The sequence below is a fragment of the Nakamurella sp. UYEF19 genome, assembly GCF_040546275.1.
GTDB lineage: Bacteria > Actinomycetota > Actinomycetes > Mycobacteriales > Nakamurellaceae > Nakamurella.
In genome coordinates, this window is the sequence record NZ_JBEPNO010000001.1 from 625,156 (window position 1) to 637,296 (window position 12,141).

Annotated in this window: 13 protein-coding genes; 7 read left to right on the forward strand and 6 right to left on the reverse strand. The window is 67.7% G+C overall.

The annotated features are described in order from the left end of the window. Positions 1–9 precede the first annotated feature (9 nt). Both ABIB25_RS02960 and ABIB25_RS02965 read left to right on the forward strand, forming a co-directional pair. Positions 10–393: a VOC family protein gene (locus ABIB25_RS02960; protein WP_354526900.1), complete on the forward strand. Its 384-nt coding sequence runs from the start codon at positions 10–12 to the stop codon at positions 391–393. Positions 394–576: 183 nt separating this feature from the next. After that, positions 577–1,017, forward strand: coding sequence for a DUF5709 domain-containing protein (locus tag ABIB25_RS02965; RefSeq protein WP_354526901.1), 441 nt, complete (start codon positions 577–579; stop codon positions 1,015–1,017). 372 nt (positions 1,018–1,389) lie between these two features. On the opposite strand, the gene ABIB25_RS02970 is transcribed toward ABIB25_RS02965, so the two are convergent. After that, positions 1,390–2,034 (reverse strand): LuxR C-terminal-related transcriptional regulator, encoded by a 645-nt coding sequence (locus ABIB25_RS02970; protein ID WP_354526902.1) that lies wholly within the window; start codon positions 2,032–2,034, stop codon positions 1,390–1,392. Then, a complete protein-coding gene (locus ABIB25_RS02975; protein WP_354526903.1) occupies positions 2,007–3,152 on the reverse strand; it encodes a sensor histidine kinase in 1,146 nt (381 codons plus the stop codon). The genes ABIB25_RS02970 and ABIB25_RS02975 overlap by 28 nt, the downstream gene beginning before the upstream one ends. 139 nt (positions 3,153–3,291) lie before the next feature. Here ABIB25_RS02975 and ABIB25_RS02980 point away from each other — a divergent pair, with 139 nt between their 5' ends. Together ABIB25_RS02980 and ABIB25_RS02985 are read left to right on the forward strand one after the other, a co-directional pair. After that, positions 3,292–3,894, forward strand: coding sequence for a sulfite oxidase-like oxidoreductase (locus tag ABIB25_RS02980; RefSeq protein WP_354526904.1), 603 nt, complete (start codon positions 3,292–3,294; stop codon positions 3,892–3,894). Next, on the forward strand, positions 3,887–4,594 hold the full coding sequence (locus ABIB25_RS02985; protein WP_354526905.1) for an FAD-binding oxidoreductase: 708 nt from the start codon (positions 3,887–3,889) through the stop codon (positions 4,592–4,594). Before ABIB25_RS02980 ends, ABIB25_RS02985 begins: the two co-directional genes overlap by 8 nt. Before the next feature lie 81 nt (positions 4,595–4,675). Here the strand turns inward: ABIB25_RS02985 and ABIB25_RS02990 are convergent, their stop codons facing one another. Further along, positions 4,676–5,509 carry an SDR family NAD(P)-dependent oxidoreductase gene (locus ABIB25_RS02990; RefSeq protein ID WP_354526907.1) on the reverse strand — a complete coding sequence of 278 codons (834 nt, stop codon included), beginning with the start codon at positions 5,507–5,509 and terminating at the stop codon, positions 4,676–4,678. A gap of 94 nt (positions 5,510–5,603) precedes the next feature. Here ABIB25_RS02990 and ABIB25_RS02995 point away from each other — a divergent pair, with 94 nt between their 5' ends. Beyond that, a complete protein-coding gene (locus tag ABIB25_RS02995; RefSeq protein WP_354526908.1) occupies positions 5,604–6,275 on the forward strand; it encodes a TetR/AcrR family transcriptional regulator in 672 nt (223 codons plus the stop codon). Positions 6,276–6,325: 50 nt separating this feature from the next. Continuing rightward, entirely contained in the window at positions 6,326–7,081 is a 756-nt protein-coding gene (locus ABIB25_RS03000) for an SDR family NAD(P)-dependent oxidoreductase (RefSeq protein WP_354526909.1), read from the forward strand. Between the two features lie 57 nt (positions 7,082–7,138). Here the strand turns inward: ABIB25_RS03000 and ABIB25_RS03005 are convergent, their stop codons facing one another. Both ABIB25_RS03005 and pgi read right to left on the reverse strand, forming a co-directional pair. Then, complete coding sequence (locus ABIB25_RS03005; protein WP_354526910.1) at positions 7,139–8,566, reverse strand: DUF2252 domain-containing protein; 1,428 nt, start codon at positions 8,564–8,566, stop codon at positions 7,139–7,141. A 14-nt stretch (positions 8,567–8,580) separates the two neighbouring features. Next, positions 8,581–10,272: a glucose-6-phosphate isomerase gene (gene pgi, locus ABIB25_RS03010; RefSeq protein ID WP_502919726.1), complete on the reverse strand. Its 1,692-nt coding sequence runs from the start codon at positions 10,270–10,272 to the stop codon at positions 8,581–8,583. A gap of 168 nt (positions 10,273–10,440) precedes the next feature. On the opposite strand from pgi, the gene ABIB25_RS03015 reads away from it, so the two are divergent. Further along, positions 10,441–11,373, forward strand: a complete 933-nt coding sequence (locus tag ABIB25_RS03015) for an alpha/beta fold hydrolase (protein WP_354526911.1) — start codon at positions 10,441–10,443, stop codon at positions 11,371–11,373. Between the two features lie 12 nt (positions 11,374–11,385). On the opposite strand, the gene ABIB25_RS03020 is transcribed toward ABIB25_RS03015, so the two are convergent. Continuing rightward, on the reverse strand, positions 11,386–11,997 hold the full coding sequence (locus ABIB25_RS03020) for a HutD family protein (protein WP_354526912.1): 612 nt from the start codon (positions 11,995–11,997) through the stop codon (positions 11,386–11,388). Between the last annotated feature and the right edge of the window lie 144 nt (positions 11,998–12,141).

Here is a 12,141-nt window from a genome sequence, read left to right on the forward strand (position 1 = left end):
AGCTCCAGCATGCTCGAACGGTCCGCGGCATTCAGCGGCTTCACGGTGGACGACATCCCGGCTGCGCGGCACTTCTACGGCGAGCTCCTTGGTCTGACGGTTGCCGAGACCAACGGCATGCTGCGTTTGACGACGTCGGGTGGCCGCGAGACGCTGATCTACCCCAACAGCAATCACCAGCCGGCGCAGTTCACCATTCTCAACTTCCCCGTGGACGACATCGACGAGGCCGTCGATGCTCTCGTTTCCGCCGGAGTTGCGATCATCCGCTACGACGGCATGCCGCAGGACGAGAAGGGCGTGATGCGGGGCCGGGCCGTCGGCCGCGGTCCCGACATCGCCTGGTTCCACGATCCCGCCGGCAATGTGCTGTCGGTGCTCCGGAACCCCTGACCACGTCCACCGGTCGAGCGGGGAGCATCAAGCGGACGAAGCGGACACAACCCGGATTTTATGTCCCCGCTCGACGCTGAAACGGAGCCAGGGGTGGGCCCGCGATACGGTGGAATCGAATGATGAGATCGGATGAGCCCCGTGCTTGTCCGCGCGTGAACAATTGACGGAGGAACCACAGCCATGGCTGACGACGACCCAACCGGACGTGAGAACGATGCTGCCGACGATGTTTCGGTTCAGCTCGACAGCTCCGACACCCTGCTCGACCGGGGTGTGGTGGACGGTTTGGACGAGGGCTACTCACCGCCCGACCGTGAACCGTCGGTCGACGTGCCGACCGAGTCCGAGGAGGAGCGCGGGCTGAGCCTCGACGAATTGCTCTCGGCCGAGGAGCCGGACGTCGGCGCAGGCGAGGAGGACAACCTCTTCTCCGAGTCGGGCGGCGAGGTCGGTGATCTGCGCGCCGGCCGCCTGGTCGACGCCGACGAGGGTGCCTACCCCGACGCCGACAAGGATCTCTGGGCCGGCGACGTCGGCATCGACGGCGCCGGCGCCAGTGCCGAGGAAGCTGCGGTGCACGTGTTCGATCCGGACGCCGGTCCGTCGGGCGCGGATCGTTAATTTCTGTTGCGGCCGCCGTCGAACGAGGTTACTTTCGAGAGCGAACCGGAAGGAGGTGGTCCCACGTTGATGACGTACAGGACTTGTGAGGTGGCTGGCCGCTAGGCCGCCGTTCCATCACGTCGGACCGTGGTCCGTTCCCATCGGGAGCAGCGGTCAGGCAGTTAGTGGACAGTCACCCGACCCCCGGGCCGCCGACCCAGTCCAGTCGGCCCGCCACCTGAGAACGTAAGCGCGTTCCAGGTGGCGGAGCAGCCCGGGGGTTGTCCATGTCTATCTCACGTGGTCACGTTGTGCTCCGCCGCTCGGTTCGTCGGGCCGCTCAGCCAGGCCTCCGTCCCGGCATCGCTGGGCCCGTCCCTGCACCGCCGCCTACTGGTCCAGGTACCGGATGACGGCCAGCACGCGGCGGTTGTCGTCCTCGCTCACCGGTAGGTCGAGCTTGCCGAAGATCGCCGCGGTGTACTTCCCGACGGCCTTCTCGGTGATGAACAGGCTCCCGGCAATGGCGGCGTTCGACCGACCCTCCGCCATCAGACCCAGCACCTCCTGCTCGCGGGGTGTGAGGCTGGCCAGGGGTGCAGCCGCCTTCGGCCGGGCCAGCAGCTGGGCGATCACCTCTGGATCCATCGCCGTCCCTCCGGCCGCCACCCGCCGCACCGCATCGACGAATTGATCGAGGTCGGAGATCCGGTCCTTGAGGAGATAGCCGATCCCACCGTTGCCTCCTGCCAGCAGCTCCCGCGCATAGAGCTGGTCGACGTACTGGCTGAGCACCAGGATCGGCAGGCCCGGCACCTGCCGACGAGCCTCGATCGCGGCCCGGAGGCCTTCGTCGGTGAAGGTCGGGGGCAGGCGGACATCGACGATGGCCACATCGGGCTGATGGTTCAGCAGTGCCCGGAGGAGGCCAGGGCCGTTGTCGACGGCCTCCACCACATCGAAGTCGTGCGCACGCAGCAGGCGGATCAGCCCGTCACGCAGCAGGGCTAGATCTTCTCCGATGACAACTCGCACGGTAGCTCCATGGCAATGATGGTCGGGCCGCCGATCGGACTGGCGACGGTGACGGTTCCGTCGAATGCTGCCAGTCGTCGTTCGATGCCGTGCAGGCCGCCACCCGGAGAGGCGACCGCGCCACCGACCCCGCTGTCGCCCACGGTCACACTGAGCCGACCCGCGTTGTGTCGCAACCAGATCCACGCGGTGCGCGCGGTCGAGTGCTTCGCAGCATTGGTCAGGGCCTCGGCCACCGCGAAGTAGACCGCGGATTCCACCGGTGCCGGTGGACGGCCGACCATCACCACGTCGACGTCGACCTCGAGGGCCGCGGCCAGGGCGAGCGCCTGCAGACCACCGACCAGCCCCCGGTCGGCGAGAACGGGCGGATGGATGCCCCGGACCAACCCACGCAGATCGGTCAGGGCGACCGACGCCGACTGCCGGCTCTCCGCGAGCAGCTCCCGGGACATCTGGGGATCCTTCTCCATCATCTGCTCGGCCAGACCGAGGTTCATGCTCAGTGCCACCAGGCGGGCCTGGGCCCCGTCGTGGAGGTCGCGCTCGATCCGCCTGATCTCGGCGGACTGCGTATCGACCGTCTCGGCCCGGGACGTCGCCAGCTCGCCGATCCGCTGCTCCATCACCTCGGTATCCGACCGACGCAGGACGGACGAGGTGACGGTGAGGTACGTCCGGATGATCACCGGAGAGGCCAGCACCCCGAGGGGAAGGACGATGTAGAAGATCATGGCCACGAGGCCGACCGCGAAGCCGAGGCAGATCGTCAGGAGCAACCACGCGATGTCGCGATAGGTGGCCGGGTCGGTCAGCCTGATCTGCAGCCGGTCGAGCAGGCCTTCTCCGCCGATCTTCCGGTAGGGCATGGGGACCTTCACACCGAGGATTCGTCTGGCGAGACGGCGCTGCGACATCGCCAGACCGCGGAGCAGCGACAAGGTCAGGGCCAACATCGGTAGCCCGACCCAGATGACGACCAGAGCGAACGAGACGATCAGCAACGGCAGCAGCACGATGCCGGCCAGGCCCTGGATGGCGATCAGGAACGCAGCTCGCAGCGAAGTCGTGGCGCTGGGGCTTCTTCCCGGGCTCCGAGACTCTCGTGCGGTGGTCATGAAGTGATTCTTTCCTACCGGCGAGCATTCCGATGGGGGTCCAGGCCCCCGAACTGCAGGGGCTGGATCCCCGTCGGCCGCCACCAGGGAAACGGGGCCCGCAGGAGGAGATGACCCACGGTTCGGGCAGAATGAGCGGATGACCAGAGGATTCAGCGGCCGCCCCCGGCACCCCCGGAACGACCGACTGCCGCCGGGGCAGTACGACACCGGTCGTGACTTCCCGGTGCTCACCGCCGAAGTGACCCCGCGGCTCGACCCGGAGAAGACCTCCGTGACCATCGATGGGCTGGTCGAGCTCGTCTCGACCTGGTCGTGGAAGGAACTCCACGACCTGCCGGGGTCGACCTTCAACGGCGACATCCACTGCGTCACGACCTGGTCGAAGTTTGACACCAGCTTCGGCGGGATCAGCGCAGACATCCTGCTGGCAGCCGCTTCTCCACTGCCAAGTGCTACCCACGTGATGATTCGGTCGACCACCGGATACACGACGAACCTGCCACTGGCGGACATCACCGACGGGAAGGCCTGGGTGGTCTGGGACCACGAAGGCCATCCGCTGCCGGTCGAACATGGCGGCCCGATGCGGTTCCTGGTACCGAATCTGTACTTCTGGAAGAGCGCGAAGTGGGTCAGCCGGATCACGGTGATGGACCACGACGAACAGGGCTTCTGGGAACGCAACGGCTACCACGACCACGGTGACCCGTGGAAGGAAGAGCGTTACCAGGGTGACTGACGCGCCGGTCGGCGCCTGGCGGACGGCCACCGTCCGCCAGGTCGACCATCCCCATCCGGATGCGGTCCGGCTGCGGCTCGACGTGCCCGATCGCATCGATCACCTGCCGGGACAGCACTACGTCGTCCGACTGCGGGCCGAGGACGGGTACACCGCGCAGCGCTCGTACTCGGTGGCCTCCGCCCCGCACGAAAGTGCGATCGAACTCTTCGTCGAACGGCTCGAGGACGGCGAGGTCTCCGGTTTCCTCGCGGACGTGGTGGTCGTCGGGGACCAGCTGGAGGTGCGCGGCCCGATCGGCGGATGGTTCGTCTGGCGGGGTGACTCGCCGGCTGTCGCAGTCGCAGGCGGATCTGGTGTGGTGCCCCTGATCTCGATGCTCCGGCACGCCCGGCACGTCGGCCGGACCGAGCTCCTTCGGCTGGCGGTCTCTTCACGGACCCTCGAGTCGCTGCCCTATGCATCAGAACTGTTGGCGGCCGGGGCGACCGTCGCGCTCACCAGATCGGCGGACCCGCAGGTCCTCCGTCCGGTCGGACGGCTGGGGAGTGCGGACATCGCGGCTCTCCTGACCGAAGCGCAGACTGCGTTCGTCTGCGGTTCGTCCGGGTTCGCCGATGCGGTGAGCACGCTGCTGGTGGACGCGGGGGTCGCCTCGGATGACGTACGCGTCGAGCGCTTCGGCCCGACCGGCAGCTGACCGGTCCGTTCACCACCCGTTGGTCCGGCCGAGAAGGGGTGCGGTACCCACTGCGTGCTCTGACCACCGTGGGACGGGCAGTCAACGCCGGATCGCGAGCAGGTTCTCGTTTCTGTCCCACAGCTGCCGGGCGAGTTGCGCGTCCGTGGACTGCGGGTTGACCCGGGTCGCGATCTTTCGCTTCTCGTAGTAGTTACCTGGCTGCCACGTCCGGCCGGGACTGTTCTCGGACAGCCAGACAAGTTGGTCGGCTCCCTGGTGGGTGGAGCCGAGGAACGGTCTGGCCAGCGGATTGCCGTAGGTCAATCGCATGGCGAGGCTGGTGGTCTCGGAGGCAAAACTCGAGCCGATGATGCCGGGATGGAACGCAACGGCGTTGATGCCCTGCGAGCGGTATCGGGCATCGAGCTCCTTGGTGAACAGGATGTTTTCAAGTTTCGAGTCGCCGTAGGCCTTGTTGGCCGAGTAGCGGCGATCGTTGTCGAGGTCGTCGATGTCGAGCTTGCCGTAGAGGCGCGCGGCGATGCTGGCGGTCTGGATGACAGTCGCATTGCCCCTGAGAAGGGCGGGCAGCAGCAGGTTGGTCAGCAGGAACGGGGCGAGGTGATTGACCTGAAAGGTCTTCTCGAACCCGTCGACGGTCTTGGCGCGCGCACCGAAGACACCACCGGCGTTGTTGGCCAGCACGTCGATCCTCGGGTGACGCTGCTCGAGAACGGCTGCGAGTTCACGCACGGTCCCGAGATCGGTGAAGTCGGCCAGAAAGTGCTCGGCTCCGATCGATTCAGCGACGTGGCGGGTCTTCTCGGGTGATCGGCCGACGACGACGACGGTGTGGCCGTTGGCCTGCAGCTGCCGCGCGCCGGCGGCGCCGATCCCGTCGCTGGCGCCGGTCACGATGATGATCTTGGACATGGGGTACCTCTCCTCGGCTTGAGCTAACGGTTGTAAGTCCACGCTAGCACGACAGTGCTAACGATTGTTAGGCGAAGCCGCTTAGAGTGGTCCCATGACTCCTGATGCCACCCCAAGACGGATCGGCAACAGGCGTGGATTCGGGAGCGATCTACGCGAGGAGATCCTCGCCGGAGCCGAGCGCCTGCTTGCACTGTCCGGGCCACGGAATGCCGTCACCCTGCGTGCGATCGCCCGGGAGGCCGGCATCGCCGCACCCTCGATCTACCCGCACTTCCGCGATCGGGACGCGATCCTGGATGCCGTGGTCGCCCGCACCTTCGTAGCACTTGCCGACACCTGCCGCAGGGCCGCGGTGACCGCACCTCGGGGCGTCGAACGGATCGCGGCGATCAGCCTGGCCTATCTCGCCTTCGCTCGGCACAATCCCGGGCAGTACCACATCCTGTTCGAGCGCTCGACGGCGAACATCGCATCACCGCCGCACCAATACGTCGAAGGCATCGACGCGTTCGGCTTGCTGACCAGCGCGTTCGAGGACATCGCAGCCGAGGGCGCGCCCCGGGACCTCGATTCGACGCTTGCAGCGCAATCGCTGTTCGTCGCGCTGCACGGCATCGCCACCTTGACGCCGGCCCTGCCCGGATTTCCGTGGCTCGCCGAGAGCGAGCTGGTTCGAAACGTGATCGCGAAGATGGTCGGCCCGGCCCAGGAAGTGGGACGTCAGCCAAATTTCCTACGGGACGATCCGGTCGAGGCCGGGTAGGCGTCACGGCAAGATCCTGTTCAACAAGTTTCCGTCATGAAGGAGCGCCCATGTCCTGTGTCCTGGTCACCGGTGGCTCGCGGGGGATCGGCGCGGGCATCAGCCGCGCGCTGGCCGCCCGCGGCGACCGCATCGCCGTCCACTGCCGGTCGAACGTCGCGGCAGCCGAGGCCCTGGTGGCGGAGTTGCCGGGTGAGGGTCACGTGGTGGTGGCCGCCGATCTGGCCGACGAGCACGCGGTGGCAGAGATGGTGCACGCCGCGGTGGAGGCGTTGGGCACCATCGACATCCTGGTCAACAACGCCGGCATCTACCTCGACCAGCCGATCCAGCAGACCGGCTACGAGGAGTGGAACGCCGGCTGGCGGGAGGTGCTCGGCGTCAATCTGCTCGGAGCCGCGGCGGTGACGTGGCAGGTCGTCGATCATCTCCGCCGACGCGAACGGGGCCCGGCGGGCGGCCGGATCGTCATGGTGGGTAGCCGTGGCGCCTACCGGGGCGAGCCGACCGCGCCGTCCTACGGTGCGAGCAAGGCCGGCCTTCATGCCCTGACCCAATCCCTCGCCGTCTCGCTCGGACCGGAGGGCATCGTCGTCAACGGGGTGGCGCCCGGATTCGTCGCCACCGACATGACCGAGCAGCTGCTGGCCGGACCCGCCGGTGACGGGCTGCGCGCGCAGAGCCCGTTCGGTCGGGTCGGCGAGGTGGCCGACATCGCCGCGGCCGTCGCCTGGCTCAGCTCCCCGGAGGCGCAATGGACCAGTGGTGCCATCCTCGACGCGAACGGCGCGTCCTATTTGAGATGAGCACGGTGTCCGGGCGGCGCTGACCGGCGGCGCCCGGCGAAGAAGGGGCGGTGCCCCTCAGACGCCGTACTCCACCGGCAGCACGCCGTGGGCGACGGCCCTGACGAGGGCGTGGTGGTCGGCCTCGGTCTGGTCGGCGTAGAGCCGGGCGAACCGGGCCAGGGCGACGTCGAGCTTGTCCGACGAGCCGACATATCCGGAGATCATCGAGGCCCCGCTGGTCCGGGCGTGGCCTTTGGCCAGCAGCTGGCCGACGATCCCGGCGTAGTCGGCGAGGGCCTGCGAGTCGATGGCGTCCAGGGCGATGGTGCCCTTCATGTTCCGGAACTGCCGGACGTAGTACTGGCGGTTGTTGACGGTCGTCCACCCCAGCAGCGGGTCGCTGACCGTCTGGAGGGCCTGCTGGTACTCGACCACCCGCTGCCCCTGGTGGGCGTGCCAGGCGGACCCACCGTGCACGAACTTGGCCAGGACGGAGCGACGGGCCTGCTTGAGCTGCAGGAAGACGACGTCATCGGGACTGCTGCCCTCGAGCAGCGCCACGTAGGCACGCAGGCCGACACTGCCGACACCGACCACCTTGTGGGCGATGTCGACCAGCGTGTAGCCGGCGAGCGCCCGGCGCCAGTGCGGGGCGAGCGTCATCAGGTATTCGTCCAGGGCCGCCCCGACGTTCTGGGTCTCCTCCCGGCTGACGTGCGTGATCAGTGGCGGTTCCTCGACGATCCGGCGGCTGCCGTGACGCTCCTCGGTGAACCGGGGGAGCGCACGGTCACTGGTCCGGGATCTGGCACGTCTTGCAGCACGGTCGATCTCGCTCTTGAGCGACGGGTGCGCCGTGTCGGCGATCAGCTTGTCGACGTCCAGCCGCTGGTAGGAGCGGGACAGCAGCGGCTGCTCGGCGAGCTCCCTGACCTCGTGACGGTAGGCGGCCACGCAGGCGACAGCCGCTGCCTCGCAGGTCTTCTCGCTGTGGTCGTTCTGCCGCCCTGCCACCCAGATGCTGGCCACCAGACGGCGGAGGTCCCACTCCCAGCCACCGGGATGGGCCTCGTCGAAATCGTTGAGATCCAGCACCAGATCCCGTTCCGGCGACGCGTAGAAGCCGAAGTTCCCGAAATGCGCGTCACCGCAGATCACCGGCGTGATCCCGGTCGCCGGCAGCCCGGCCACGTCCTGCGCCATCACGATCGCCGTCCCGCGGAGGAATCCATAGGGCGACGCGACCATCCGGCCGACCCGGATGGGGATCAACCAGTCCAGCCGCCCCTCGTGCGACTCCATCACCTGGGCGACCGGGTCGGGCCGTCCGACCGGCGGCACCCACTCGCCCAACTCGGCTCTCGGCACCTTCGCCCGCAGTGCGCGGCCGAGCTGGTAGCGCTCGGCCCTCGACGTCGGTCGCCGGCGCAACGAACCGTAGGACTCGCCCTCGACGTCCGCGAGGACCACGTGACCGGCCGGCGGCCGGGTCGGATCGGTCATCTGATCCGGAACGATCAGACCGTACGGCCGCGTTGGCCGCGATACCGGCGAACCAGCGCATCGGTGGACGAATCATGTTGCGGCGCAGGTGCTGCGTCTTCGATCAGCACCGGGAGCAGCTCGACGGCCTGGGTCTTGCCGAGTTCGACACCCCACTGATCGAACGAGTCGATACCCCAGATGACGCCCTCGACGAACACCGCGTGCTCGTAGAGCGCGACCAGCTGCCCGACCACTGACGGTGTCAGCTTCTGGGCGAGGATGCTGGTGGACGGCCGGTTCCCGGGCATCACCTTGTGCGGGACCACGTCCGCCGGAGTGCCCTCGGTGGCGATCTCCTCGGCGGTCTTGCCGAACGCCAGCACCGAGGTCTGCGCGAAGTAGTTGCTCATCAGCAGGTCGTGCATGCTGCCGGTGCCGTCGATGGTCGGGAGGTCGTCGAGCGGCTCGGACAGCCCGATGAAGTCGGCCGGCACCAGCCGGGTGCCCTGGTGCAGCAACTGGTAGAACGCATGCTGCCCGTTGGTTCCCGGCTCACCCCAGTAGATCTCGCCGGTGGACGTGCTGACCGGCGTGCCGTCGGCCCGCACCGACTTGCCGTTGCTCTCCATCGTCAGCTGCTGCAGGTAGGCCGCGAAGCGGTTCAGGTCGTTGCAGTACGGCAGTACCGCCCGTGATTCGGCCCCGAAGAAGTTCGAATACCAGACACCGAGCAGACCCATCAGAACGGGTGCATTCTCGGCCAGTGGTGCGGTGGCGAAATGGGTGTCCATCTGATGGAATCCGGCCAGCAGGTCGGCGAAGTTCTCCCTGCCGACGGCGCACATGACGGACAGCCCGATCGCCGAGTCGACCGAATAGCGACCGCCCACCCAGTCCCAGAACCCGAACATGTTGGCCGTGTCGATCCCGAACTTCGAGACACGCTCGGCGTTCGTCGAGACGGCGACGAAGTGCTTGGCCACGGCAGCGGTGCCCTCCTCGCCGTCCAGGCCGAGTCCCTCGAGCAGCCACCGTCGGGCGGCAGTCGCATTGGTCAGGGTCTCGAGGGTGGAGAAGGTCTTGGACGCGATGATGAACAGCGTCGTCTCCGGGTCGAGACCGTCGGTCTTGCCGACCAGATCGGAGGGGTCGACGTTGGACACGAACCGGCAGCTGATCCCGGCGTCGGCGTAGGCGCGCAGGGCCTGGTAGATCATCACCGGCCCGAGGTCGGATCCGCCGATGCCGATGTTGACGACGGTCTCGATCTTCTTGCCGGTGGCGCCGACCCACTCGCCCGACCGCAGGCGATCGGTGAAGTCGCCCATCCGGTCCAACACCTCGTGGACGTCGGCGACGACATCCTGGCCGTCGACGCCCAGCACCGCGTCGGCCGGTAGCCGCAGAGCGGTGTGCAGTACGGCGCGGTCCTCGCTGGTGTTGATGTGGTCGCCGCGCATCATCGCGTCCCGACGCGCCTCGACCCCGGCTTCGGACGCGAGCCTGACGAGCAGCCGCAAGGTCTCCCGGGTGACGCGGTGCTTGGAGTAGTCGATGTAGAGGTCGCCGGCCTGCACGGTGAGCTCTCGCCCACGCTCCGGATCGTCGGCGAAGATCTGGCGCAGGTGCAGGGGCTCGACGACCGGCTGGTGCGCGCTCAGCGCGATCCACGCGGTCGTCATGGTGATGTCGGTGATGGCAATGGCCTCGATGGGCTCTGTCATATCTCTTCGCTTCCCCGCAGTCACGGATGGTGTGTCGGTCCATATTGGCCCAACCGACCGACCGATCGCCCACTGGGACCCGGGTGGCGGGGTCCGTTCGCGTAGAGTTTCTTATTACCGGCCGGTAACAACCGCTGTGACAGGCATGGTGACCCCCTGGAGCACGCCTTGACCGACACCACCTCCGATCTGTGCTCGTCCGCCGGGCTGGCATTCACCGACGCCGGGAGCGGTCCACCGGTGCTGATGATCCATGGCCTGATCAGTGATCGCAGCACCTGGGACGGAGAGATCGAGGGTCTCCGGCGCACCCACCGGATCATCGCCCCCGATCTGTTCGGACACGGGCAGTCCGTCGGGTCGGACTCGGTCGGACTCGACGATGTCGGGACCGCGAAACCCGGTCCCGAACTGCCGGGCGATTACTCCCTCGGCGGGCACGCGGCATCCCTGCGCGACCTCCTCGACGAACTCGGTCTGCGCGAGGTCACCGTCGTCGGGCACTCGCTGGGCGGCGGCGTCGCCATGGAACTTGCCTACCTGTTCCCGGAGCGCGTGCGGGCGCTGGTGCTGGTCAGCAGCGGCGGGTTGGGGGTCGAGCTGAGCCCGGCCCTGCGTGCGGCCACCCTGCCGGGTAGTGAGTGGGTGCTTCCGCTGATCGGCTCGGACTGGGCGCGGTACGCGGGCAACACTGCGCTGTCGCTGATGTCCCGGGTCGGTCTGCCCTGGGTGAGCGCGAGCACGACGGCGGCATGGGCCGGCATGGCCACCTTCGCGGACACGTTGAAGCGCAACGCCTTCCTGGCCACCACCCGCGCCGTGATCGGCCTCCGGGGCCAGACCATCAGCGCTATCCCGCGGCTGCGGCAGATGGCCGACCGCCCGATCCTGGTGATCTGGGGTGGTCGTGACCGGCTGATCCCCGCCGCCCACGCCGCCGCGGTCAAGGAACTGCTGCCGGACAGCACCATCGAGATCTTCACCAGGGCAGGGCATTTCCCACATCTCGATGAGCCGGACCGGTTCCACCGCGTACTTGCCGACTTTCTCGCAGCCCTGCCGAAATCGAACGCCCGGTCCCGGGCATCGCGACGGGGCTGATCACAAGTCCGCTCACCGCTCCGGCGGATCCACGGTCCCGATGGAGACCACGGCCACCCGGCCGATGCCGGACAGCGGAAACGTGTGCGGAGGGCCCCAGAACGGCCGATCCTGCCGGACGGCATCTCCCGATTGGAGATCACCGGCACCGGGCCAGGTCGGCGAGCCGTCGATCTTGACGACCACGATGCAAGCCGCCTGTCCGATCGGGAAGAGCATCGGCTTGGTCAGGGTGATCAACTCGAGGTTGCCCCACGTTCGTCCGCGGCGCTCCAGGAGATTCAGTGCCCGCGCCGGCCCGGACGATCGGCAAGGCGGCGCCATCTCGCCGGCGAACAGCACCGTTTCCAGTGGTCGGACCCGCTGGGTGCGACCCAGATCGAGCGAGAGCTTGACGTCGTCGAGCAACATGAACTGCCGGTCGATCCCGACCAGTTCGGAGAATTCGCAATCGCCGGGGATCTCGGCCAGGTTGAAGCGCCACAGGATCTCGCCGTCCAGCTCGTCAGGTTGGTGGGACGTGATGGACTCGCTGAAACCCTGCCCGTTGGCCCAGGGTTCGCGGATGCGCTGTGATCGGGGCAGATGGATCGGTGGGATCGGCGGCGGCTCCGGTTCGGTCATCCGCTCACTCTGATCGGTGCGGACCGGACGGGCAACCCGCTCCGGCGCTGCGGCCCAGACGTCGTGACAGGGTCCGTGACGTGCTGGAAACACGACCTTGACACAAAGGTTCTTGCCCTAGGCGGTGACCCGGTCGGATGATTC

Excerpts from the sequence above, each read along its gene's own strand:
- ABIB25_RS02960 (WP_354526900.1), top strand. The coding sequence starts at position 10 with ATGCTCGAACGGTCCGCGGCATTCAGCGGCTTCACGGTGGACGACATC.
- ABIB25_RS02965 (WP_354526901.1), top strand. The coding sequence starts at position 577 with ATGGCTGACGACGACCCAACCGGACGTGAGAACGATGCTGCCGACGAT.
- ABIB25_RS02975 (WP_354526903.1), bottom strand. The coding sequence starts at position 3,152 with ATGACCACCGCACGAGAGTCTCGGAGCCCGGGAAGAAGCCCCAGCGCC.
- ABIB25_RS02980 (WP_354526904.1), top strand. The coding sequence starts at position 3,292 with ATGACCAGAGGATTCAGCGGCCGCCCCCGGCACCCCCGGAACGACCGA.
- ABIB25_RS02990 (WP_354526907.1), bottom strand. The coding sequence starts at position 5,509 with ATGTCCAAGATCATCATCGTGACCGGCGCCAGCGACGGGATCGGCGCC.
- ABIB25_RS02995 (WP_354526908.1), top strand. The coding sequence starts at position 5,604 with ATGACTCCTGATGCCACCCCAAGACGGATCGGCAACAGGCGTGGATTC.
- ABIB25_RS03000 (WP_354526909.1), top strand. The coding sequence starts at position 6,326 with ATGTCCTGTGTCCTGGTCACCGGTGGCTCGCGGGGGATCGGCGCGGGC.
- ABIB25_RS03005 (WP_354526910.1), bottom strand. The coding sequence starts at position 8,566 with ATGACCGATCCGACCCGGCCGCCGGCCGGTCACGTGGTCCTCGCGGAC.
- pgi (WP_502919726.1), bottom strand. The coding sequence starts at position 10,272 with ATGACAGAGCCCATCGAGGCCATTGCCATCACCGACATCACCATGACG.
- ABIB25_RS03020 (WP_354526912.1), bottom strand. The coding sequence starts at position 11,997 with ATGACCGAACCGGAGCCGCCGCCGATCCCACCGATCCATCTGCCCCGA.